This window comes from Rhodococcus sp. IEGM 1409, assembly GCF_030056735.1.
GTDB lineage: Bacteria > Actinomycetota > Actinomycetes > Mycobacteriales > Mycobacteriaceae > Rhodococcus_F.
On the sequence record NZ_JASHKN010000007.1, the window covers coordinates 127526 to 151449 of the forward strand.

Annotated in this window: 18 protein-coding genes and 2 tRNA genes; 18 read left to right on the forward strand and 2 right to left on the reverse strand. The window is 62.3% G+C overall.

Annotated features, from left to right (window positions below; genetic code table 11):
• Positions 1-670: 670 nt before the first annotated feature.
• The 16 genes from dnaA to QM716_RS19195 all read left to right on the forward strand — a co-directional run bounded on the left by dnaA (position 671) and on the right by QM716_RS19195 (position 20970).
• Positions 671-2233 (forward strand): chromosomal replication initiator protein DnaA, encoded by a 1563-nt coding sequence (dnaA, locus tag QM716_RS19120; RefSeq protein WP_003942491.1) that lies wholly within the window; start codon positions 671-673, stop codon positions 2231-2233.
• Positions 2234-2818: 585 nt separating this feature from the next.
• Positions 2819-4003, forward strand: coding sequence for a DNA polymerase III subunit beta (dnaN, locus tag QM716_RS19125; RefSeq protein WP_007729165.1), 1185 nt, complete (start codon positions 2819-2821; stop codon positions 4001-4003).
• Positions 4004-4047: 44 nt separating this feature from the next.
• Positions 4048-4956: a phosphogluconate dehydrogenase (NAD(+)-dependent, decarboxylating) gene (gnd, locus tag QM716_RS19130; protein ID WP_283305640.1), complete on the forward strand. Its 909-nt coding sequence runs from the start codon at positions 4048-4050 to the stop codon at positions 4954-4956.
• Complete coding sequence (gene recF / locus QM716_RS19135; protein WP_283305642.1) at positions 4957-6186, forward strand: DNA replication/repair protein RecF; 1230 nt, start codon at positions 4957-4959, stop codon at positions 6184-6186. It begins immediately after the preceding gene.
• Positions 6187-6195: 9 nt separating this feature from the next.
• Positions 6196-6741 carry a DUF721 family protein gene (locus QM716_RS19140; protein WP_283305643.1) on the forward strand — a complete coding sequence of 182 codons (546 nt, stop codon included), beginning with the start codon at positions 6196-6198 and terminating at the stop codon, positions 6739-6741.
• Between the two features lie 124 nt (positions 6742-6865).
• The gene (locus QM716_RS19145; protein WP_283305644.1) at positions 6866-7777 is read left to right on the forward strand and encodes a metal-dependent hydrolase; all 912 of its coding nucleotides are present in this window, start codon (positions 6866-6868) and stop codon (positions 7775-7777) included.
• The gene (locus tag QM716_RS19150) at positions 7777-8898 is read left to right on the forward strand and encodes a PDR/VanB family oxidoreductase (protein WP_283305821.1); all 1122 of its coding nucleotides are present in this window, start codon (positions 7777-7779) and stop codon (positions 8896-8898) included. The genes QM716_RS19145 and QM716_RS19150 overlap by 1 nt, the downstream gene beginning before the upstream one ends.
• A 40-nt stretch (positions 8899-8938) precedes the next feature.
• The gene (locus QM716_RS19155; RefSeq protein ID WP_283305646.1) at positions 8939-9862 is read left to right on the forward strand and encodes an alpha/beta fold hydrolase; all 924 of its coding nucleotides are present in this window, start codon (positions 8939-8941) and stop codon (positions 9860-9862) included.
• 197 nt (positions 9863-10059) lie between these two features.
• Positions 10060-12096: a DNA topoisomerase (ATP-hydrolyzing) subunit B gene (gyrB, locus tag QM716_RS19160; RefSeq protein WP_283305648.1), complete on the forward strand. Its 2037-nt coding sequence runs from the start codon at positions 10060-10062 to the stop codon at positions 12094-12096.
• Between the two features lie 94 nt (positions 12097-12190).
• The gene (gene gyrA / locus QM716_RS19165; protein WP_283305649.1) at positions 12191-14722 is read left to right on the forward strand and encodes a DNA gyrase subunit A; all 2532 of its coding nucleotides are present in this window, start codon (positions 12191-12193) and stop codon (positions 14720-14722) included.
• The gene (locus QM716_RS19170) at positions 14722-16077 is read left to right on the forward strand and encodes a DUF3566 domain-containing protein (protein WP_283305651.1); all 1356 of its coding nucleotides are present in this window, start codon (positions 14722-14724) and stop codon (positions 16075-16077) included. The genes gyrA and QM716_RS19170 overlap by 1 nt, the downstream gene beginning before the upstream one ends.
• A gap of 75 nt (positions 16078-16152) precedes the next feature.
• Positions 16153-16226 (forward strand) — tRNA-Ile (locus QM716_RS19175).
• Between the two features lie 175 nt (positions 16227-16401).
• Positions 16402-16474, forward strand: a tRNA-Ala gene (locus tag QM716_RS19180).
• A 254-nt stretch (positions 16475-16728) separates the two neighbouring features.
• On the forward strand, positions 16729-17838 hold the full coding sequence (locus QM716_RS19185) for a baeRF11 domain-containing protein (protein WP_283305653.1): 1110 nt from the start codon (positions 16729-16731) through the stop codon (positions 17836-17838).
• 62 nt (positions 17839-17900) lie between these two features.
• Entirely contained in the window at positions 17901-19565 is a 1665-nt protein-coding gene (locus QM716_RS19190; protein WP_283305655.1) for an alpha/beta hydrolase, read from the forward strand.
• A gap of 127 nt (positions 19566-19692) precedes the next feature.
• Complete coding sequence (locus QM716_RS19195) at positions 19693-20970, forward strand: lipase family protein (protein ID WP_283305657.1); 1278 nt, start codon at positions 19693-19695, stop codon at positions 20968-20970.
• A gap of 57 nt (positions 20971-21027) precedes the next feature.
• On the opposite strand, the gene QM716_RS19200 is transcribed toward QM716_RS19195, so the two are convergent.
• A complete protein-coding gene (locus tag QM716_RS19200) occupies positions 21028-21480 on the reverse strand; it encodes a hypothetical protein (protein ID WP_283305659.1) in 453 nt (150 codons plus the stop codon).
• A 90-nt stretch (positions 21481-21570) separates the two neighbouring features.
• On the opposite strand from QM716_RS19200, the gene QM716_RS19205 reads away from it, so the two are divergent.
• Both QM716_RS19205 and QM716_RS19210 read left to right on the forward strand, forming a co-directional pair.
• Positions 21571-22098 (forward strand): peptidylprolyl isomerase, encoded by a 528-nt coding sequence (locus tag QM716_RS19205; RefSeq protein WP_283305660.1) that lies wholly within the window; start codon positions 21571-21573, stop codon positions 22096-22098.
• Positions 22099-22115: 17 nt separating this feature from the next.
• The gene (locus QM716_RS19210; RefSeq protein ID WP_283305661.1) at positions 22116-23060 is read left to right on the forward strand and encodes a rhomboid family intramembrane serine protease; all 945 of its coding nucleotides are present in this window, start codon (positions 22116-22118) and stop codon (positions 23058-23060) included.
• Between the two features lie 50 nt (positions 23061-23110).
• Here the strand turns inward: QM716_RS19210 and QM716_RS19215 are convergent, their stop codons facing one another.
• Positions 23111-23638, reverse strand: coding sequence for a lipoprotein LpqH (locus QM716_RS19215; RefSeq protein WP_283305662.1), 528 nt, complete (start codon positions 23636-23638; stop codon positions 23111-23113).
• Positions 23639-23924: the final 286 nt, after the last annotated feature.

Genomic DNA, 23924 nt, shown 5'->3' on the forward strand with positions numbered 1-23924 from the left:
CTTGGAAGACCGATCCGACCTGACATATGTAGCCAGCACGAAGCGATCACCACCAGCGGGTGACCGTTCGAGGTTACTTACCACCGTTGCCAAGGTCAAACCAGCCCGATTCGAAGCCCTTCCGCGGCAACTGCGACGACACGCCGACAGTTGCATTATTCCGCAGATTCCGATTCCGGTGTGCATATGGCCGTGACCTCGAGCGAGGCGACAAGTGTGACCTTGGCAACAGTCCCGCTACGGACTACAGGTGAACCGAAGGCAAGCCGGACAGTTCCACCTGCGCGTGCTCTCGACAAGGCCTCATCAGCACATACGGGCATGAGCGCCGGACATGACCCCGAATCCCGAGTTTCCACATTCATCCACAGGGCTGTGAGTGTTGACGCATCCCCGACACCAAGTGGCGAACGCCTCGAGTTCCGACAAAATTGCAGGTAGATCAATTTCTCGGTCACTTCAGCGAATTTGGTTGACGAAAAAACCGACTCGGTGCAGGTTTGTCCACATCTGTGGATAATTGTGTGGAAACACAGCCCAGGTGGCATATTCGTAGCCTGTTACGGGGTTCTCACCCCCGGGTGGTAATCCACCGAATCATTCGACGCCGCAGCCATACGCTCGGCAGCTGCAGCACACCCACTGTCGGCGAAACAAGGGAAGGAACCACGTGAACGACGATCCCAACGCGCTCGCACGGGTCTGGGTCGACGTGGTTGCAGAACTCACGAGTGATGACCCTGGAAGTAATCTTCCGGCTTTGAGCAGCAAGCAGAAGGCGTTTGTCCGTCTGGTGAGGCCTCTCACACTTGCTCAGGGTTTTGCACTCCTCTCGGTTCCATCGCCATTTGCTCAAGAAACGATCGAGCGCGATCTACGCGAGCCGATCCTGCAGGCACTCGGACGCCATCTCGGCGGCCAGGTCGAAGGACTCGGTGTCCGCATCGCACTCGAAGACGATGCCGACGCACCCGCCGAACCAGTCGAGGAGCGCACGGGCAGCCGTCAGTTCGAGTCGGTCAACAGCTCGGGCGCATACCGTCGTCGCAGATTCACCGAAGGCGACGGCGAACCCTCGGACTCCGAGACCGCCGAGACCGAAGAAGTCGACGACGATCGGGAAGCACTCGCGAGCGTTCACGAATCGTGGCCGTCGTACTTCACGAAGCCGCCCGCTACTCCTTCTGCTTCGGGGTCCGGCGCCAACAGCCTCAACGCGAAGTACACCTTCGACACTTTTGTGATCGGTTCGTCCAACCGATTCGCCCATGCCGCTGCCGTCGCGATCGCGGAGGCGCCGGCACGTGCCTACAACCCCTTGTTCATCTGGGGAGCTTCGGGACTGGGAAAGACGCACCTTCTTCACGCCGCCGGCCACTACGCACAGCGACTGTTCCCCGGCATGAGGGTCAAGTACGTCTCGACCGAAGAATTCACCAACGACTTCATCAACAGTCTTCGTGACGACCGCAAGGTCGCGTTCAAGCGTCGCTACCGGGAAACGGATGTCCTGCTGGTCGACGACATCCAGTTCATCGAGGGCAAGGAAGGTATCCAGGAGGAGTTCTTCCATACCTTCAACACCTTGCACAACGCGAACAAGCAGATCGTCGTTTCCTCGGACCGTCCGCCCAAGCAGTTGGCAACCCTCGAGGAGCGTCTGCGGACGCGCTTCGAATGGGGCCTGATCACCGATGTTCAGCCGCCTGAGCTCGAGACGCGTATCGCGATTCTGAGCAAGAAGGCGAGGATGGATCGCCTCGAGGTCCCGCACGACGTCCTCGAGCTGATCGCCAGCCGTATCGAGCGCAACATTCGTGAACTCGAGGGCGCGTTGATCCGCGTCACCGCTTTTGCCTCGCTCAACCGTCAGCCGTTGGATCTGACGTTGGCCGAGGTGGTCCTGCGAGATCTGATGCCCGATTCGTCGAGCCTCGAGATCAACGCGGCGACGATCATGGCGGTGACGGCCGAATACTTCAACATGTCGATCGACGACCTGTGTGGGCCGGGTAAGGCCCGGCCGCTCGCTCAGGCCCGCCAGATCTCGATGTATCTGTGCCGTGAGCTCACTGATTTGTCATTGCCGAAGATCGGTCAGACGTTCGGCCGTGACCACACGACGGTCATGTACGCCGACAAGAAGATCCGTAAGGAAATGACGGAACGCCGCAAGGTGTACGACCAGGTTCAGGAGTTGACCGCAAGGATCAAGCAGCGCTCCAAGCGCTGACCTGCGCTTATTTCGATCGATGCCGCTCGAGGGAAACCTCTGCCTCGAGCGGCATCGGTGTATTCGAAGGGTTCCACGTGCAGTCCCCTCGAGGGAGGTTGTCCACCTCGAGGGACGACACGCCGGAGTCGGACACGCCGGTGAGAACAAACTCTTCGTTTCTTGCGAAAAGTATTCACACCTGTGGATAACTGTGTTGATAACTCCTGAAGTCTGTGGAGTTCTCGAGGAGGAATCCGAAAACTTTCAGAGAGTGCACAGAGGGGGTCGATTGGTCCTCGAGTCTGTCCTCGAGAAGTGCACAGGCCCTCGAGGGGACCTACCAGCGTCGACAACCCTTGCTCCACAGATTGCACAGGACTTATTACTACTACTGAGAATTTCCTAGGAAAAGCTCTTTGAAAATAGTTCTGGGGACAACTCCTGTTGAGAACCTCGCCTCAGGCTGCGCTCGTCCCGGCTTCGGCTTTCCACTTGCGCCCTCGAGGGCATACGGTGGGCATCGCTTGGTCTGTGTCAGACTTCAAGTGAGCTGATGCAGATCCGCAGCAGACGAACATGCCTACCGAGAGGAATAACCCGGCGATGGAGCTTGGAAGCCTGAAGTTTCGCGTTTCCCGGGAAGAGTTCGCTGATTCAGTAGCGTGGGTTGCTCGTAGCCTGCCCTCGAGGCCGCCCGTGCCTGTTCTCGGCGGAGTTCTTCTCGACGCAACCGAAGCCGGCCTCACCGTTTCCGGGTTCGACTACGAGGTATCCGCGCAGGTCCGCGTCTCGGCAGATGTCACGACTGCAGGTCAGGCACTCGTCTCCGGACGCCTCCTTGCCGATATCACCAAGTCGCTTCCCAACAAGCCTGTCGATGTGACCCTCGAGGGCACTCGCGTGCTCATCTCCTGCGGAAGCGCCAAGTTCTCCCTGCCCACGATGCCGGTCGAGGACTACCCCCAGCTTCCGACACTTCCGCAGCAGTCCGGGTCCATTCCCGTCGACCTGTTCTCCGAAGCCATCAGCCAGGTAGCCGTTGCAGCAGGCAAGGACGACACCCTTCCGATGCTCACGGGTATCCGTGTCGAGATCGAACAGAATTCGATCGTCCTCGCCGCGACCGACCGCTTCCGTCTCGCCGTGCGTGAACTTGAGTGGACTCCGGCCAATCCCGACGTCCAGGCTGCTGTTCTCATCCCGGCCAAGACTCTGTCTGAGTCCGCGAAAACGCTTGCCGGCAACGCAAATTCGCCGGTCGAGTTGGCTCTCGGTTCCGGTACGACCATCGGAAACGACGGACTCCTCGGCATCGTCAACGACGGACGCCGCACCACGACGCGTCTCCTCGACGCCGAGTTCCCGAAGTTCCGCCAGCTGCTGCCCGCTCAGCACACCGCGATGGCAACGGTCGAGGTCACGCCTCTCATCGAGGCCATCAAGCGTGTAGCACTCGTCGCCGAGCGTGGCGCACAGGTTCGCATGCAGTTCTCCGCTGACGGCCTGCTCCTGTCCGCTGGTGGTGACGACGCCGGCCGCGCAGAAGAGACGCTCAACGCGTCGTTCCAGGGCGAAGCACTCACCATTGCGTTCAACCCCGGTTACCTGATCGACGGGTTGAACTCGCTTCACAGCGAAAACGTTCTGTTCGGCTTCACCACTCCCAGCCGTCCTGCTGTTCTTCGCCCCGCGGCCGAGGAAGAGCCCACGGCAGACGAGTCCGGTAACTTCGCTGCGCCCTCGAGCGAATACACGTACCTGCTGATGCCGGTTCGCCTTCCGGGCTGAGCGGTACCCCGCACTTCAGTTCGCGCCTGACCAGGGAGAACAGTATGAAGATCGGACTCGTAGGTCTCGGCAAGATGGGTTTCAACATGCGTGAGCGCTTGCGCGCGCATGGTCTCGAGGTAATCGGATACGACCCTCGACCAGAAGTCACCGATGTCGGGTCACTTGCCGAACTCGCTGCTTCCCTCGAGGGACCGCGAGTCGTCTGGGTGATGGTTCCGGCTGGTGAAATCACCCAGAGCACCATTGCCGAACTGGCGGATGCCCTCGAGGGCGGCGATCTGGTCATCGACGGTGGAAACTCTCGCTACACCGATGACGCTGTCCATGCCGAGATGTTGGGCGCCCGTGGGATCGGTTTCCTCGATTGCGGTGTCTCAGGTGGCATCTGGGGCCGTGAGAACGGCTACGGGCTGATGGTGGGCGGATCCGAGCCCGACGTGGCGAAGGCAATGCCGATCTTCGACGCTCTGCGCCCCGACGGCGACGCTGCAGACGGTTTCGTCCACGCCGGCCCGGTCGGTGCTGGTCACTACGCGAAGATGGTGCACAACGGCATCGAATACGGCCTGATGCAGGCATATGCCGAGGGCTACGAGCTCCTCGAGGCGGAAAGCCTGATCGCGGACGTTCCCGGTGTGCTCCGAGCGTGGTCGAAGGGAACCGTCGTACGTTCGTGGTTGCTCGATCTGCTTGTCGACGCCCTCGAGGAGGATCCGGAGCTTGCGCAGATCACGGGCTATACCGAGGATTCCGGTGAGGGCCGCTGGACGGTCGAGGAAGCTATCAAGCACGCTGTCCCCGCTCCCGTCATCTCCGCTGCCCTGTTCGCGAGATTTGCTTCACGACAGGATGATTCACCGGCCATGAAGGCGGTGTCGGCCTTGCGTAATCAGTTCGGTGGTCACGCGGTCAAAAGCGCTTCGCCCAAGAATTCGGCTTCTGGAAGCTAAGTGTTCGTTCGTAGATTTTCGCTGCGTGACTTCCGATCGTGGGATTCGCTGACGCTCGATCTCACTCCGGGAACAACCGTGTTCCTCGGCTCGAACGGGCACGGTAAGACGAACGTCCTCGAGTCGCTCGGGTATCTGTCGACGCTGTCGTCTCATCGAGTGTCCGCGGATGCACCGATGATTCGCAGCGGTTCCGCCAGTGCCTTTGCCGGTGCAACGGTGGTCAACAACGGGCGCGAACTGACCATCGATGTCGAACTGATCGAGGGAAAGTCCAACCGTGCCAGGATAAATCAGTCTCCGACGCGTCGTCCGCGTGAAGTGCTGGGGATTCTGCAGTCGGTGATGTTCGCGCCGGAGGATTTGTCGTTGGTACGCGGCGATCCTGGTGATCGTCGACGCTATCTCGACGAGTTGTTGACGTCCCGGATTCCCCGAATGGCCGCTGTCCGTGCGGATTACGACAAGGTGCTACGCCAGCGGTCGGCTCTACTCAAAACTGCCGGTGCGGCTTTGCGTCGAGGTTCGCGTGGTGGAGAGTCCGACAACGTCCTCTCGACCCTCGAGGTGTGGGACGGGCATCTGGCCGCTCACGGCGCACAATTGTTGGCCGGGCGCCTCGAGTTGGTCCACGATCTGGCGCCGCACCTGGCGGAGTCGTATCGTTCCATCGCACCCGAATCCCGGCCGGCCTCGATTCGATACAAGAGCAGCCTGGGTTCGTCGTTGGATCCCGAATTCACCGACCCTGCAAGGATTTCCGGTATCGACGACGTTGCGTACCTCGAGGAGCGATTCCATCTCGAGTTGGCGCAGATGCGTTCGAAGGAAATCGATCGTGGAGTGTGTCTGGTCGGTCCGCACCGGGACGATCTGGAGCTGATTCTCGGCGACAGTCCGGCGAAAGGCTTTGCAAGCCATGGTGAATCGTGGTCTTTCGCGCTTTCGCTGAGACTGGGAGGTTTTGCCCTCCTGCGGGCAGACGGCAGTGACCCGGTCCTGATGCTGGACGATGTCTTCGCGGAATTGGACCGTCGTCGCCGTAGTGCGCTCGCCACTGTCGCCGCCACCGCGGAACAGGTACTGATCACGGCTGCTGTTCCCGAAGACGTGCCGGACGAACTCGAGGCGGCCAAGTTCGGCGTCGAAGCCTCCGATACCGCAGACGGTCGGATATCCCGGATAGTGCCCGTAGGCTCGACTGATCAGGAGGTCGAGTTCGATGACTGAAGACAGCAGATGACTGAAGACAACAAGGGAGCTCCGGAGCCCGAGCTCAAAGGGGTCGATCTGGCGCGCCGTGCCCTCGAGGAGGCGCGCGCGACGGCCAAGGCCAACGGCAAGGCCGTCGGGCAGGGGCGTTCGTCGCCCAAATACGGAAGCGGCCGCCCGCGTCGGCGCAGCGGTTGGTCCGGCCCCGGTCCGGATGCGCGGGATCCTCAGCCGTTCGGCGCTCTCACCAGTGCGATCTCCAAGTCGCGTGGGTGGTCCCCCAGGGTGTCCGAGGGCACGGTCCTCGGACGGTGGCCGCAGGTCGTCGGTGAAGACATCTCTGCCCATGCCGAGCCGATTTCTCTGAAAGAAGGTGTTCTCAGCATCTCCGCCGAGTCGACGGCGTGGGCGACCCAGCTGCGCATGATGCAGTCGCAAATTCTGGCAAAAATCGCCGCTGCCGTCGGTGACGGCGTCGTCAAGACGCTGCGCATCACCGGACCGAGCGCGCCGAGCTGGCGCAAGGGTGAAAGGCATGTGAAAGGCCGCGGACCTCGCGATACGTACGGCTGAGGAAAACTCAACCAGGCTCTGGTTCTACCTATTACTTCGTGTTACAGTTAAAACTCGCTAGTGAGTGAACTGTGTCACAAGGCTGTCGTTCCCCACCGTTCGGCAGGCATGAAGGAGTAGCCAGATGTCGCAGAAGCTATCGACACCCGCTTCGTCGTTCGCCGAGCCGGATCACATCCTGTTGCAGGCTCGCAATGTCGAGTTCGACTGGTCCGATCTGCCCATGCACTGGATTCCGGGCGATCCGTTCAGCACACACGTTCTCAACGTGCTTCACCTTCTCCTCCCTGCCGGTGAGGAATGGTTTGTCGAGACCTTCAAGGAAGCTCTTCCCCTGATCGAGGACGAGAAACTCCGCGAAGACGTCGTCGGATTCATCGGCCAGGAGGCAATGCACTCCAACGCGCACTCGGGCGTCCTGGTCCATCTCAAGGAGAACGGCCTCGATCCGACGCCGTACACGCAGCAGATGGAATGGACCTTCTCGAAGCTGCTCGGTCCGCGCCCGATGACGGGATTGCGCGCCGAGAATCACCTGGTGGAGCGCTTGGCGATCATCGCAGCCATCGAACATATCACCGCTTTTCTCGGCGACTGGGTGCTCAACGCCAAGGGGCTCGACAAAGCCGGCATGCACCCGACCATGCTTGATCTTCTTCGCTGGCACGGCGCCGAAGAGGTCGAACACCGCTCCGTCGCTTACGACGTGATGCGCTACTTCGACAAGCGCGAGACGCGCCGCATCCGAACGCAGATCGTCGTCACGCCGGTACTGGTGTGGCTGTGGATTCGTGGCACCAGGTTCCTCATGCGTAACGATCCCGAACTTGCCGCTCAGGCTCCCAGCCGTCGACGCCCCCACCTGTCCGATTTCATCGCGGCGGGTAAGCGAGGCACGGTTCCCACGTCGTTCGAGCTGGCCAAGCGAATGTCGACGTACTTCAGCAAGTCGTACCACCCCAGCAAAGAGGGCTCGACCGCCCAGGCGGTGCAGTACCTGGCGTCGTCACCCGCAGCGCAGGCGGCTGCACGGTGATTTCACTCTCGAGGGTCAAGGACGTCATCTCCGGTCACGACGGGTTGCCGCGTTTTCCGGCGCCGCCCGATCTGTCCGGCAAGAACCGTCCCGACCGCGCCATGCGCATCACGGAGTTGTTGGCGGACAAGTACCTTCGGGTGTTGACGGCCTACGACTACAACCCCGAGATCGCGGGACACAACCCCGACACGGCCATGAACATGGTGGTCAGCACGCGTGAGGTGGTGGCCACCGACGAGAACGTCGTTCGCCTGCGCTTCGAATCCGCCGACGGCTCACCGATTCCGCCGTGGCATCCGGGTTCGCATCTGGACTTCCATCTACCGTCGGGTCTGCGGCGTCAGTATTCGCTGTGCGGCGACCCTGCCGATCGCACGGGATACAGCGTTGCGGTGCGCCGGATCCTCGACGGCGGTGGCGGTTCCATCGAGATGCACGCCCTGCAGCCCGGTGAGCAGGTCACTGTCCGCGGCCCCCGCAACGGCTTCCCGTTTGTCGGAGAAGGCAGCGCGTTGTTTGTTGCCGGCGGTATCGGCATCACGCCGATCATCGCAATGGTCCGTGCAGCAAGGGAATTGGGGATGGACTGGTACTTCGTGTACTCGGGCCGCTCTCGTGAATCCATGCCGTTCCTCGACGAGATCGCCACCTGGGATCCCGAACGTGTCTTCGTGCGTCCGGACGACGAGTTCGGATTGCCCACCACCGCAGATCTTCTCGGACGAGCGCCGGTCGGCGGCGCCGTGTACTGCTGTGGCCCGACGCCGATGCTCGACGCCGTCCGCCGCGGATTCAGCGATACACCCTCTGCCGCTTTGCATTTCGAGCGGTTCGGGGCTCCGCCGGTGATCGACGGCAAGGAATTCGAAGTGCAGCTGGTCAATTCGGGTCAGGTACTCACCGTGCCGGCCGACGGGTCCGCTCTCGATGTCATCAAGAAGACGTTGCCCGGTGTCGGGTACTCGTGTCAGCAGGGTTTCTGTGGAACCTGTCGGGTGAAGGTGCTCGCGGGTAAACCCGATCACCGCGAAAGGCGTCTGACCGACACCGAGCAGGAAACGGAGATGCTCATCTGCGTATCTCGTTCCGACGGTGGACGTCTCGTTCTCGATCTCTAGATTTCCCAGTCCGAAGGATTCAAAGCCGAAGGGTCAGTCAATGTCCAAGCACTCTCCTGTCCATGCCGTGACCGCGCGTCGGGTGACCAACGGTTCCGTCAGCCTGGCCGTGTTCGAGCAGGGAAAAGCGGACGGCGAGACCATCGTCCTGGTGCATGGTTGGCCCGACACCCATGAATTGTGGAACCGAGTCGTGCCTTTGCTCGCAGACGACTTCCGCGTCGTCAGCTACGACAGCCGCGGGGCCGGGGATAGCACGATCCCCTCGAGGGTGCAGGACTACCAACTGAGCGCACTGGCCGGCGATCTGTTCGCCGTCATCGACGCGGTCAGCCCAGGCAAGCCGGTGCACGTCCTGGCACACGACTGGGGATCCGTGGAAACGTGGGAAGCGGTCTGCGAGCCGGGGGCCGAGGAGAAGATCGCGTCGTTCTCTTCCATCTCGGGCCCCAATCTCGATCATCTCGGTAAGTGGATCCGGGCGAGCGCGTCCAAGCGTCGTTTCCTCGGCCCGGCCGCGCAGGGAATTGCGTCGGCCTACACCGTTCTGTTCCAGATTCCCGGCCTGTGCACTCTTCCGTTGCGTCTGTGGTTCGCCAAGCACTGGCCGGCTTTTCTGGGGTTCTTCGACGGTCTGGACCCCCGTGTGGTCAACACCGCGCCCACCATCGCCGACGACATGGTGAACGGACTCAAGCTTTATCGCGCGAACATCCGGCCGTCTCTCGGCAAGCCGCGGGATCGGTACACGGACGTGCCCGTTCAGCTCATTCTGAACAAGTACGACAAAGCCGTTCGTCCGGTGGGATACGAAGACACCGAAAAATGGGTCTCCGACCTGCAGCGACGTGAAATTGCCGCGGGACACTGGTCGCCGTTCTCGCATCCGGGCGAGGTTGCCGAACATGCGCGGGCATTTATCGCGAGCCTGAGAGAGCGTCGCTCGGAGAAGCAAAGTTCCTAGCGTTTCACCTTCAGGGGATCGTAAAAATTCGTCTGCGGCGCAGCCAGGGGTGTCATTGGCCGCTTCTAGTCGGTGCTTACCAGTAAGATGGTCAACGGTAACTAGCGGCAACATTCTCGAACCCGCTCCGACGACACCCGCAAGGGCTTGCTGACGGCTGCGCTCGAGTATTGACGGAGAAGGAGAGCTACCCACCCGTGGCTGCCCAGAAGTCAGATACAAGCACTTCCAGCAAGGACTACAACGCGTCCTCCATCACTGTCCTCGAAGGACTTGAGGCGGTACGCAAGCGTCCAGGCATGTACATCGGTTCCACCGGTGAACGCGGCCTGCACCACCTCATTTGGGAGGTCGTCGACAACTCGGTCGACGAGGCGATGGCCGGACACGCCACCAAGGTCGAGGTCACCCTCCTCGAAGACGGCGGAATCCGCGTCATCGACGACGGCCGTGGCATCCCGGTCGGCATGCACGCCTCCGGAGTTCCCACCGTCGAGGTCGTGCTGACCCAGCTGCACGCCGGCGGCAAGTTCGACTCCGACTCCTACGCCGTCTCCGGTGGTCTGCACGGCGTCGGTATCTCGGTGGTCAACGCGCTCTCCACCCGGCTCGACGTCGACATCAAGGTCGACGGCTACCGGTGGCAGCAGACGTACACCGATTCCAAGCCGGGAGAGCTCGTACAGGGCGATCCGACGAAGGAGACCGGCACCACCGTCAGTTTCTGGGCCGATCCCGAGATCTTCGAGACCACGCGGTACAACTTCGAGACCGTCGCGCGGCGTCTGCAGGAAATGGCATTCCTCAACAAGGGTCTGACCATCACGCTCACGGACGAGCGCGCCGAGGTCATCGACGACGAGGCAGCCGAGGTAGCCGAGGCACCCAAGTCGGCTGCCGAAGAAGCGGAAGAAGCCGCCAAGTCGACCCCCCGCAAGGCCAAGACCCGCGTCTACCACTACCCGGGTGGCCTCGAGGATTACGTCCGTCACATCAACAAGTCCAAGAGCCCCATCCATAATTCCGTCGTCGGATTCACGGCCAAGGGCCCCGGCCACGAGCTCGAGGTCGCGATGCAGTGGAACTCCGGCTACTCGGAGTCCGTGCACACCTTCGCCAACACCATCAACACCCACGAGGGTGGTACGCACGAAGAAGGTTTCCGCGCCGCCCTCACCACGGTGGTGAACAAGTACGCGCGCGACAAGAAGTTGCTCAAGGAAAAAGAGCAGAACCTCAACGGTGACGACATCCGTGAGGGTCTGGCCGCGATCGTCTCCATCAAGGTCGGTGAGCCCCAGTTCGAGGGCCAGACCAAGACGAAGCTCGGCAACACCGAGGTCAAGTCTTTTGTGCAGAAGGCGTGCAACGAGCACCTTCAGCACTGGCTCGAGGCAAATCCCGCCGACGCCAAGACCATCGTCAACAAGGCCGTGTCCTCGGCGCAGGCCCGCATCGCTGCCCGTAAAGCACGCGAGCTTGTCCGTCGTAAGAGCGCAACCGATCTCGGTGGCCTGCCCGGCAAGCTTGCCGACTGCCGCTCCAACGATCCGGAGAAGTCCGAGATCTACATCGTGGAGGGCGACTCCGCAGGCGGCTCGGCCAAGTCCGGCCGCGACTCGATGTACCAGGCGATCCTCCCGCTTCGCGGAAAGATCATCAACGTCGAGAAGGCGCGTATCGATCGCGTCCTCAAGAACACCGAAGTCCAGTCGATCATCACCGCTTTCGGCACGGGCATCCACGACGAGTTCGACATCGCCAAGCTGCGCTATCACAAGATCGTGCTCATGGCCGACGCCGACGTCGACGGTCAGCACATCGCAACGCTGCTGCTCACGCTGCTGTTCCGCTTCATGCGACCGCTCGTCGAGTCCGGCAAGGTCTACCTGGCGCAGCCGCCGCTGTACAAGCTCAAGTGGCAGAAGGGTGCGCAGCCGGAATTCGCGTACTCCGACCGCGAGCGCGACGCGATGGTCAAGGCCGGCCTCGAGTCCGGCAAGAAGATCAACAAGGACGACGGCATCCAGCGCTACAAAGGCCTCGGCGAGATGAACGCCAAGGAGCTGTGGGAAACCACGATGGACCCGACGGTGCGCGTTCTGCGTCTCGTCACGCTCGACGACGCGGCTGCTGCCGACGAGCTGTTCAGCGTGCTGATGGGCGAAGACGTCGAAGCGCGACGCAGCTTCATCACCCGCAATGCCCGGGATGTTCGTTTCCTCGACGTGTAGGGCCTTCGGCCCTGTGCGTGGTTAACGAGTCCAGGGACTCCTTAACCGCTCACAGGGCGCTTGCGCCCCCTCTTCTTCATAAGAAAGTGAGCTCATGACCGACACCACGTTGCCTCCGGACGGTCCGCAACACGACCGGATCGAACCGGTCGACATCCAGCAGGAAATGCAGAACAGCTACATCGACTACGCCATGAGCGTCATCGTCGGTCGCGCTCTGCCGGATGTGCGCGACGGTCTCAAGCCCGTGCATCGCCGTGTGCTGTACGCGATGTACGACACCGGCAATCGCCCGGACCGCGGATACGTGAAGTCTGCGCGACCGGTCGCCGAGACCATGGGTAACTACCACCCCCACGGCGACTCCTCGATCTACGACACGCTGGTCCGTATGGCCCAGCCGTGGTCGCTGCGCTACCCGCTCGTCGACGGCCAGGGAAACTTCGGTTCCCGCGGTAACGACGGCGCGGCCGCCATGCGTTACACCGAGTGCCGGCTCACGCCGCTCGCGATGGAAATGCTGCGTGAGATCGACCACGAGACAGTCGATTTCACACCGAACTACGACGGTAAGACGCAGGAACCGACGGTTCTGCCCAGCCGTGTCCCGAACCTGCTGATCAACGGTTCCAACGGTATCGCCGTCGGTATGGCCACCAACATCCCGCCGCACAACCTGCGTGAAGTTGCCGAGGCCATCTACTGGGCGCTCGAAAACTACGAGGCCGACGAGGAAGCCACCCTCGCCGCCGTCATGGAGCGGGTCAAGGGGCCGGACTTCCCGACGCACGGCCTCATCGTCGGCGGCCAGGGAATCCAGGACGCATACAACACCGGTCGCGGTTCCGTTCGTATGCGCGGCGTCGTCGAGATCGAAGAAGATGCCAAGGGCCGCACCACGATCGTCATCACCGAGCTGCCCTACCAGGTCAACCCGGACAACCTGATCACGTCCATCGCGGAGCAGGTTCGTGACGCCAAGATCGGCGGCATCTCCGACATCCACGACGAGTCCTCGGACCGAGTCGGCATGCGCATCGTCGTCACCGTCAAGCGTGACGCCGTCGCCAAGGTCGTGCTGAACAACCTCTACAAGCACACCCAGTTGCAGACCAGCTTCGGCTGCAACATGCTCTCCATCGTCGACGGAGTGCCGCGCACGCTGCGCCTCGACCAGATGATCCGTCTGTACACGACGCATCAGCTCGAGGTCATCGTTCGTCGTACCAGGTACCTGCTTCGCAAGGCCCAAGAGCGCGCCCACATCCTGCGCGGTCTGGTCAAGGCGCTCGACGCTCTGGACGAGGTCATCGCCTTGATCCGTGCGTCGCAGACCGTCGACATCGCCCGCGCCGGATTGATGGAACTCCTCGACGTCGACGAGATCCAGGCCGACGCGATCCTCGGCATGCAGTTGCGTCGTCTGGCCGCCCTCGAGCGTCAGAAGATCGTCGACGAGTTGGCCGAGATCGAACTCGAAATCGCGGACCTCGAAGACATTCTGGCTCGCCCGGAGCGTCAGCGCGCGATCGTTCGTGACGAGCTCAAGGAAATCGTCGACAAGTACGGCGACGACCGTCGTACCCGCATCATCGCCGCTGACGGAGACGTCAACGACGAGGATCTGATCGCCCGCGAAGACGTCGTCGTCACGATCACCGAGACCGGCTACGCCAAGCGCACCAAGACCGACCTCTACCGCTCGCAGAAGCGCGGCGGCAAGGGTGTTCAGGGCGCCGGACTCAAACAGGACGACATCGTCTCGCACTTCTTCGTCACCTCGACGCACGACTGGCTGCTGTTCTTCACCACGAAGGGCCGCGTCTACCGCGCCAAGGCTTACGAACTGCCCGAGGCGAGCCGTACCGCTCGCGGTCAGCACGTGGCGAACCTGCTGGCCTTCCAGCCGGACGAGCGCATCCAGTCCGTCATCCAGATCAAGACGTACGAAGACGCGCCCTACCTGGTGCTCGCCACTCGCAACGGTCTGGTCAAGAAGTCCAAGCTCACCGACTTCGACTCCAACCGCAGCGGTGGCATCGTCGCCATCAACCTGCGTGGTGAAGACGAACTGGTCGGCGCTGTTCTCTGCTCCGCCGACGACGACCTGCTTCTCGTCTCGGCACAGGGCCAGTCGATCCGCTTCTCGGCCACCGACGAGGCACTGCGTCCGATGGGCCGCGCAACGTCCGGCGTCCAGGGCATGCGCTTCAACGGGGACGACGAGTTGCTCTCGCTCAACGTCGTTCGTGAAGGCACGTTCCTCCTCGTCGCCACCTCGGGCGGTTACTCCAAGCGAACCGGCATGGAGGACTACCCGGTGCAGGGTCGCGGCGGCAAGGGCGTGCTCACGATTCAGTACGACAAGAAACGTGGCACTCTGGTCGGTGCGCTCATCGTCGACGACGACGACGAGCTGTACGCGATCACCTCGGGCGGCGGCGTCATCAGGACGGCTGCCAAGCAGGTTCGTAAGGCGGGACGCCAGACCAAGGGCGTGCGTCTGATGAACCTCGGCGAAGGCGACACACTGCTCGCGATTGCGCGCAACGCCGACGAGCCCGAAGAGCTCGCTGCAGAGACCACCGACAACGCAGACAATGCCGATGGAGCTAAGGAGTCCTAGTGAGCACTCCCAACCAGCCGGGCAGTGACCAGAAGAGCGAAAGCCCTTCAGGTGAGGTGCCACCGAAGCCGGAGCAGGCAACTGCTCCGGCGGGGCCGCAGACGTCGAAACCTGCAGCTCCAGCGGACGGCGGACCCAAAGCTTCCGAGGCAGCTCCGGCGCCCGAGGCACCTGAGCCGCCTCGTGGCCCGTCGGCTCAGAAGCCGGCGGGTGGGGCTTCCGACGCTGCAGGTGCGGCCAAGGGTCAGGCTCCTTCTGTGGCTCCGGCTGCGCCGGTAACTCCGGCGAAGGGTGACGGTCAGGCTCCGCCGCAACCGGTTGCCAATCAGGCTCGTGGCAGCCAGGCACCGCCGTGGCAGCGGGGACCCCAGCCGTCAGGTCAGCCGCAGGGGCAGCCAGCTCAGAACCCGGCTGCTCAGAACCCGGGGTCCAAGGCTCCGGCACCGCAGAATCAGGCACCGCAGAATCAGGCTCCGCAAAGTCAGCCGCAGACCAACATCACGCGACCCGCCGGTGCTGGTGCTCCTGCGGGTCGACCGGCAGGCCCTGCCGGGAGTAAGCCACCTGCGGGTCCGCAGCGTCCTGCAGCGGCCGGCCCTGCACAGGGTGGCCCGGCCAAATCTCCCGCACAGGGTGGTGCACCGAAGGGACAGCCTCAAACGGGTCGCCCTGCCGGCAACCCGTCGGCACGTCCCGTCGTGACGGGAACGGCGGCGGCCGCAGCTACCGGTGGCGTCGCTGGTGCGGCAGCGGCCAAGAGCAACGCACCGACCGTCGCAGCCAGGGCAGTTGCACCCGCGGGCGCGAATCCGACGGCTGCAAACCCCAAGGCTGCAAATCCGAAAGCAAAAGCTGCTGCGATCGACGGGCCCACTCGGCACATCGATCGCAAGGATTTGCCGAAGGACATGCCTGACCTCTCCGAGGCCAAGCATCCGTTGCCTGCTGCGGTGAAGGGTGAGAAAACTCACGCCGTATCGGCCTCGGTCGTCGACGGTGCGCCGCTGCGCGCAACGGTTCAGATCCGTCGTATCGACCCGTGGTCCACGCTCAAGATCACGTCCGTGATCTCGGTGTCGCTGTTCTTCGTATGGATGGTGGCCGTCGGACTGCTCTACGTCGTCCTCGACGGTATGGGCGTCTGGGATCGCTTGAATAACGCGTTCACCGACATCGTTGCCGACGGCGGCTCCGACGGTCTGGTGACGGCCGGCCAGGTGTTCGGCTACGCCGCGCTGATCGGTATCGCGAACATGGTGCTTTTCACGGCACTCGTCACGATCGGATCGTTCATCTACAACCTCTGCAGCGACCTGGTTGGCGGCGTAGAGGTAACTCTCGCCGACCGCGACTGACCTGCGAAAACATTGCTCCGCCGGGCCCGTTTTGGTGTCAGCGGCCCGGTGGGGTAATCTTTGGAATCGGTTCAGGGGCCTATAGCTCAGGTGGTTAGAGCGCTTTACTGATAATGAAGAGGTCGGAGGTTCAAGTCCTCCTAGGCCCACTCCCATGTGCCGAAGAAGGGTTGCTGGAATGAAGGTTTTCCTGCTTGTCGGGGCCGGAATTCTGGTAGCTCTCGGGGTCACCAAGCTGATCAAAAGTCAGCGCGGAGACAAGGTTTGGCACGATTTGGAAACAGGATAGAACCTAGGTACTCTGACTCCGGTCAGAAACCGAACGGGGCCTTAGCTCAGTTGGTAGAGCGCTGCCTTTGCAAGGCAGATGTCAGGAGTTCGAATCTCCTAGGCTCCACAGTAAGAAAACACCCTCCCGGGATCCGGGAGGGTGTTTTTTTGTATGCCGATGTACCCATGTCCGTCCCACCCCCCGTTTTTGAGCGAACGGCACTTTCGGCGCACTGAAGGCGATGAACATGCCGTTCGCTCGGAGTGGGGTGGCCAGAACGACGCCCACTATGGTCCGTTCGTCCCGAATTCTCCGGAAGGTCTAGTGGTCATAACCAGCCGGGCGTAGCGTGAGGAGAACCCAATTTCAGGAGGTTCGTAGTGCTTCACAACGACATTCCCAGCCACGGTGAAATTGCCGCACTCGCGGAGGTGGAAGGGCCCACCTGCATCACCATCGTGACTCCGACTGAAGATGCGCCGCAGGATTACGACAAAGCGCGCATAGCCTTCAAGGACAAGGTTCGCTCAGCACTCGCATCGGTGGAGGATCCCGCCGAGCGCAAGCAGTTCGAGGCCGAATACGCAGAGCTCGACGATGACGACGATTTCTGGCGCTTCCAGTCGCGCTCATTGGTCACGTACGCGACGCCGGAGCGTCTGGTGACCTTCCGCCTCCCCAACCGTCTGCAGGCGCTCGAAACGGTCAGCGATCGGTTCCACCTCAAGCCACTGCTCCGTTCGGTGACCTTCCCCCAGACGGCGTTTGTTCTCGCTCTGGCAGAGGGTTCGGTGCGACTGATCGAGATCGCTGCCGATCAGCCGGCCGACGAGGTCCGTGTTCAGGGAATGCCGAAGAACGCTGCGGATCACGCGGGCAAGTCGTCGATCAACAGCCGTACCGAGGCGGGTCGGCTGTCGGGGTCGGACAGCCGAAAGTTGCGCGTCAATCAGTACGCCCGCGCAGTCGATCACGAGGTACGCGGTGTCCTCGCCGGCCGGGATGTCCCGTTGATCCTGGCCGCTGCCGAACCGATTGCGTCGGTGTATCGCTCCGTGAATTCGTACCGCCACCTGGTCGACAAAACCGTCGAGGGAAACCCGGAAGCCTTGTCGACGCAGGAAGTCGCGGATGGTTCGCGTCCGGCGCTCGACGATTTCCACGCCGAGCAGCTGGCGGCGGTGCGTGAGACCTTCAATGTGCGCACCGAACAGGGACGCACTCAGACCGACGTCGCCGACGTGGCAACAGCCGCGACGTACGGACAGGTCGACACCGTTTTCATCGACATCGATTCCGTCCTACCCGGAAGTCTCGATCCCCGGACGGGCGCTCTCACGACCGGGGAGTCGACCAACGGAAGCACCTACGGTGTCGTCGACGAGATCGCTCGTCGTTCGCTCTTGACGGGTGCTCGGGTGCTCGCTGTTCGCGCGGAGGACATTCCGGGCGGCGGCGCAGTTGCCGCGATTTTGCGCTTCGCTCCGTAAACAGACTGGACGCGTGTGCGCCTCGTGACCTGATTCGGGCACGGGGCGCATACGATTCCGGCATGAAACGTGTGTGGGAACGGCTGCGCCTCTATTGCAAGACGCTGCATCCGGTCGGGCTTGCCTTTGCTCTGGTCTTCTTCACCTGGTCGATGAGTCCGTCCCTGTTGCCGCGCGCGTGGTACCTGCAGGGCGTTGCGACAGGCATCTCGCTCGCGATGGGATACGCGCTCGGCGTGACGGTTGCCTGGATGATTCGAAAGTGCGGCGTCGAACCGCAGTGGTCGGATCGCACCAAGAAGATCGGATGGCGAATCCTGTTGGCCGCGGCCGTCATTCTGGTTCCGACGTTCTTGGTCCTCGGTTCGTGGTGGCAGCAGATCGTTCGTGATCTGGTCGAGGTTCCGCGCACTAATCAGGCGAATTACCTTCTGGTGCTGATGATTTCGCTCGGAATCTGGTTCATTCTGCTCGAGGCCGGACGTGGTCTTCGTTTCACCACCAACAAGCTCACCGCAGTCGCACTTCGGTTCGTTCCCCTCGAAGCGGCGAAGGTCGGCAGCTTGATCGTCATCTTCGCTCTCGGCATCTTCATCGTGAACGGTGCGCTGTACAACGGGCTGATCGCGTTCGCGAACTGGAGTTTCTCCGGTGCCGATCACGAAACTCCGGACGGCATCGAACAACCATTGATCGCCGAGCGCAGTGGTTCACCGATGTCCGCCGAGCCTTGGGATTCGCTCGGCCAGGAGGGGCGCACCTTCATGGGCAGCGGTCCCACCGCCACCGAGATCTCTGCATTGACCGGACGTGAAGCGAAGCAACCGATCCGCGTGTACGCCGGACGCGAATCCTCGGACTCGATCAACGGTGTCGCACAGCGCGTCGTCGACGAGTTGGAGCGCACCGGCGGATTCGACCGCGGAACCCTCGCAGTCGTGACGACCACCGGCCGCGGATGGGTGAACGAGGACGTCGCGTCGGCGTTCGAGTACGTCGAGGGCGGCGACACGGCGATCGCGTCGATGCAGTACTCGTTCCTTCCGAGTCCGTTGGCCTTCATCGCCGACCGCGAGACGCCGATGATCGCCGGGCGTGCGCTCTTCAATGCGGTGTACGCCAAGTGGATCGACCTGCCCGTGGAGACGCGACCCGAGCTGGTTGTCTTCGGTGAGAGCCTCGGCTCCTACGGTGGCCAGGCCGCATTTGCCGGCGCTCAGGACATGATGACGCGCGTCGACGGCGCACTGTGGGTCGGAACCCCCAACTTCACTGCTCAGTGGCAGGAAATCACGAACAGTCGTGACTCGGGTTCGAAGGAAATTCTGCCGGTGATCGACGGCGGACGGGCAATTCGTTTTGCCGGTGATCCGGAGGATCTGGAGCTGAAGGCCGATTGGGACGACGACCGGATCGTGTACTGGCAGCACGCCAGCGACCCGATCACGTGGTGGTCCTTCGACCTGCTGCTCAACAAGCCGGATTGGCTCAAGGAACCGCTGGGTCGCGACGTGGATCCGGGAATGAAGTGGGTGCCGCTCGTGACGTTCTGGCAGGTAACCCTCGACATGGTCTTCTCGGCTGACGTCCCGTCCGGGCACGGTCACAACTATGGCGAGGATGCGGCAGACATGTGGGCCGAGATCCTGCATCCCGGGACGTGGACCTCGTCCGATACCGACAAGCTTCGTTCGCTGCTGACCTCGAATCTGGAGCCCACGAAGTAGTCGTAAACGCTTGTAATTCAGCCTGTTAAGGCGAAAACCTCACGAAAAAGTATTACGTGATGTATGTGTTACTCTGCGTTCGCTGTGTGCCAAGCCACAGCGCAGGCGAACGTGGGGAGATCGAAACGTGAAGAGCAGAGCATGGTGGGCGGCCGGGGTCTCCGTCGCAGCACTGGTCATGGGTGCTGTGACGGCCCCCGCCGCAATGGCGCAGCCGGCGGACTTCTACACGCCGCCGTCCGAGCTTCCGGCAGGTGCCAACGGAGATCTCATCAAGAGCGAGCCGTCACCACTGCTACTGAGCGTGCCCGGATCGAACGGTGCATGGCCGGCGACCGCCACCAAGATCATGTACCGAAGCGAGGACGCCAAGGGCGCCCCCGTTGCAGTGACGGGCACCTATCTCGAACCGTCGAATCCGTGGACCGGGCAGGGGGCGCGTCCACTGGTTGCCGCAGCGGTGGGAACGCATGGACAGGGCGATCAGTGCGCACCGTCCAAGCTGTTCAACACCGGTATCGAGTACCAGTTCCCGACGGACGTCATGGTCGGCTACGAGTCCATCTGGGTGAATACGTTGCTGCTCAACGGCATTGCCGTCGTCGTCACCGATTACGAGGGTCTCGGAACGCCGGGCGATCACACCTATGTCAACCGCGGCGCCGAAGCTCACGCGGTTCTCGACTCGGTGCGCGCCGCTCAGCAGCTCCCGAACACGAGCATTCCCGCCGACGGCCCCGTCGGACTGTGGGGTTACTCGCAAGGTGGTGGAGCTGCCGCTGCGGCAACGGAATTGAAGCCGTCGTACGCTCCCGAACTCGATCTCAAGGGCACTTACGCAGGTGCACCGCCCGCCGATCTGGCGGCGACGCTGCAGCAGGTCGACGGCACGTTCCTCACCGGAGTGATCGGCTACGCGCTCAACGGAATACTTGCGCAGTACCCCGAGGTTCAGCCGCTGCTCGACGCCGAGATCAACGATCGCGGCCGACAGATGTTGGCCGCCACCAAGAACCAGTGCGTCGCCGAAAGTGGTCTGCAGTTCGGCTTCCAGCAGTCGTCGAGCTTCACCAATTCCGGTGAATCACTCTCCGCGGTTCTGGCCCGTCTGCCCATGGCGCAGGCAATCCTCGACGAGCAGAAGATCGGCAAGCTGACGCCGGAGTCGCCCGTGTTGATCCAGCACGGCCGCTCCGATGACATCGTTCCGTTCGGCCAGGGACAACAACTGGCGCGAGACTGGTGCGGCAAGGGTGCGACGGTGCAGTTCTCCGTCAACGAACTGCCCCCGATCATTCCGGGACTGGCAATCAATCACGCGACGCCGTATCTGGTGGGTACCCCCGAATCCGTCGGGTACATGATCGATCGCTTCAACAACGTCCCGGCACCGTCCAACTGCTGAACGTGAACATCGAAAAGCCCCGGAACACAATCTGTTCCGGGGCTTTTCGTATGTCGACTAAGCGGTCTTCTCCGCCGAGTTCTCCTCGAGACGAGGGGGCGCGGAAGCGACCGGCGGATGCTCGCGTCGGCGGCTCTTGAAGAAAACGGCGCCACCGATCACCGCAACACCGGCGATGACGAACACGGTGACGCGCTTGCGGCCGCGAGGCTTCTCGGCGCGTTCCGCGGACTTTGCCGGGATGGCCTTGGCGCGCTCGACGCCCTTCTTGGCGAGGACTTTGCCCTGACGACCCAGGAACAACCCGACCTGCCCGGCGCCGCGAGCGACCGACGTCGCGACCACCGCGGCGATACGGCGAGCGTTGTCGGCTGCCTCGGACTCCTTGATACGAGCCGCTGTTTCTTCGAGGTAAGCGGCGGTCTCGTCGAAGGTGTCCTCGACGCGGGCGCGCGCGTGATCGAAGGTGTCGGGCAACTGCGTGCTGAGGGACTCGGTCACTCGTGTCATGACTTCACTGTGCCATAACAGCGAGGCGGGGACAGGGAGAGTTTTGCGGGGCGACATCCGCGAGAACGCCGGCAATGGCACGATGGTGGTGTGACTTCAACTCATCAGACCGCAACCGCAACGCTGCACACGAACCGCGGCGACATCAAGATCGCTCTGTTCGGCAACCATGCGCCGAAGACCGTCGAGAACTTCGTCGGCCTCGCCGACGGCTCGAAGGAGTACACCACCGCAAACGCCGCCGGCACCAAGACCGGCCCGTTCTACGACGGTGCCATCTTCCACCGCGTCATCGACGGCTTCATGATCCAGGGTGGCGACCCCACCGGAACGGGCACCGGCGGCCCGGGCTACAAGTTCGGTGACGAGTTCCACCCGGAACTGCAGTTCGACCGCTCCTACCTGCTGGCCATGGCCAATGCAGGCCCGGGAACCAACGGCTCGCAGTTCTTCATCACCACCGGCCCGACGCCGCACCTGAACCGTCGCCACACCATCTTCGGTGAGGTTCTCGACGACGATTCCAAGAAGGTTGTCGACGCCATTTCCTCCACCTCGGTCGATCGTGGCGATCGTCCGGTCGAGCCCGTCGTGATCAACAGCATCACCATCTCCTGAACAGGTAAAACAAGCAGATGACGAACCCCGGTTGGGGCGGCGGTGCGAGTGAGGGCATCCCGCCCCAGCCGCGGTGCGTCCGCCATCCAGATCGACCTACCGCACTTTCCTGTAATCGTTGTGGACGCCCGGCGTGCCCGGACTGTCTCCGCGACGCGGCGGTGGGATACCAATGTGTTGACTGTGTAGCTGCCGGTCAGCGTGATGTCCGTCCCGTTCGGGGCGTCGCCGGAAACACCGTGAGCTCCACCCGCGCGGTCCCGGTCGTGACGTACACCTTGATGGGGCTCAACGTCCTGGCGTTCCTCGCGACCTTCGCGCAGTCGCGAAGCATCATGAACAATCAGGTCGGCTCGTCGATCTTCGCCAACTGGGCACTCAATCCGGGTCTGGTCGCCAGCGGTGACTGGTTCCGGCTCATCGGCTCCGGGTTCCTGCACTTCGGCATCCTGCACCTCGCGGTCAACATGTACGCCCTCTACATTCTGGGGCGCGACACCGAAATCGTGATGGGCCGTTCGAGATACATCGGCATTTACCTGGTTTCGCTTCTCGGCGGATCAGCATCCGTGATGGCGTTCCAGCCGGTGTTCTCTTCGCTCACGGCTCTGTCCTGGACTGCCGGGGCGTCCGGCGCGATCTTCGGCATCATGGGCGCACAAGCCGTCCTTCTGCTGCGTTTGCGCCGAAGCCCGGTCCCGATCATCTCCGTGATCGCGATCAACGTGATCATCAGCATTTCGCTGCCCGGGATCTCGTTCTGGGGCCACGCGGGAGGTCTGGTGGCAGGTGCCGCAACAGCCGCTGCCTTCCTGTACGCCCCGCAGTGGTTGGGCGCCGGTGAGAACCGCGTGAAAGCCGTACGTATCGGCTGGATCGCTTTTGGTGCCGTCACCGTGGTGACGTTGGGAGTCATCGTGCTGCGCGTCGTCCAACTGCGCGAACAGCTGGGAATCAGTTAGCAAGAATCGTGCACCCGAGTACAGGTGCACGATTCTTTTGCTTCTGCAGCTCAGCCGCCGATGACGGACTCGCAGGCGAACGTGATCTCGAAGCTCGACGTCTCCGTCGGGTTGCCCTTGTCCCGGGCGCCGATTCCCTCGCCCGTCACCACGAAGGTATTGCCGTCCTGCTTGGCACTGGCAGATCCGCCGGGCAGTCCCGGTGCGAATCCGGCGGTGTACGGCAGACCGTTCGATCCACCCTCGCTTCCGGCGATTCCAGCAGTCTGAACCGTGCCGGATTCATCGATGATGGCTGAGACGGTCAACATGCCGTAGGTGGCATTTTCCGCGTCGAGCAGTGTCATAACTGTCGTGCCGCCGTCCTTTGCGCACTTCGTCTCGAATTTGGCGTCGAGCGTCTTCCCGCCGACGGTGGCCGAGGATGTAGCGGACGAGGCGCCGGCAGCGCTCTTGTCGGAGTCGGTCTTGTCGGAGTCGCTGCCGCAGGCGGAGGCGAATAGAGCGACCGCCGCGAGGGTGGCAGCGACTGCGGTGGAAGACCGGCCGGTCAATGTGGTCCGAACCAACTTCGTCATGTTCTGTCCTTCAAGTCATGCGGTGCGTGTGCACTTGCTCCGGCTATTTCGCCGACAACAGTAGCCAGTGAGGCGATGCTTGTAGCTCTAAACCCCCAGCTCAGACGGGTTTGTCGCCTTCGACTGTTCAGGGACGTTCGTCAGGCTGCCCGGGATCATCTTCCGGATTCTGGGAGTAAACGCACATGCCGGGACGGCTTCTGTAGAGATTGTCCACATAGGTTGAACTCGGTGGTGCTTCTACTGTGGCTTGAGTCACTTCGTAGATAGCAACGCTGACCTTTTC

What these genes read in the sequence shown, in the direction of transcription:
- gnd (WP_283305640.1), top strand. Translation starts at nt 4,048, where the DNA reads ATGAAGATCGGACTCGTAGGTCTCGGCAAGATGGGTTTCAACATGCGT.
- QM716_RS19200 (WP_283305659.1), bottom strand. Translation starts at nt 21,480, where the DNA reads ATGACACGAGTGACCGAGTCCCTCAGCACGCAGTTGCCCGACACCTTC.
- dnaN (WP_007729165.1), top strand. Translation starts at nt 2,819, where the DNA reads ATGGAGCTTGGAAGCCTGAAGTTTCGCGTTTCCCGGGAAGAGTTCGCT.
- QM716_RS19190 (WP_283305655.1), top strand. Translation starts at nt 17,901, where the DNA reads ATGAAACGTGTGTGGGAACGGCTGCGCCTCTATTGCAAGACGCTGCAT.
- gyrA (WP_283305649.1), top strand. Translation starts at nt 12,191, where the DNA reads ATGACCGACACCACGTTGCCTCCGGACGGTCCGCAACACGACCGGATC.
- QM716_RS19145 (WP_283305644.1), top strand. Translation starts at nt 6,866, where the DNA reads ATGTCGCAGAAGCTATCGACACCCGCTTCGTCGTTCGCCGAGCCGGAT.
- QM716_RS19210 (WP_283305661.1), top strand. Translation starts at nt 22,116, where the DNA reads ATGACGAACCCCGGTTGGGGCGGCGGTGCGAGTGAGGGCATCCCGCCC.
- QM716_RS19140 (WP_283305643.1), top strand. Translation starts at nt 6,196, where the DNA reads ATGACTGAAGACAACAAGGGAGCTCCGGAGCCCGAGCTCAAAGGGGTC.
- QM716_RS19155 (WP_283305646.1), top strand. Translation starts at nt 8,939, where the DNA reads ATGTCCAAGCACTCTCCTGTCCATGCCGTGACCGCGCGTCGGGTGACC.
- QM716_RS19215 (WP_283305662.1), bottom strand. Translation starts at nt 23,638, where the DNA reads ATGACGAAGTTGGTTCGGACCACATTGACCGGCCGGTCTTCCACCGCA.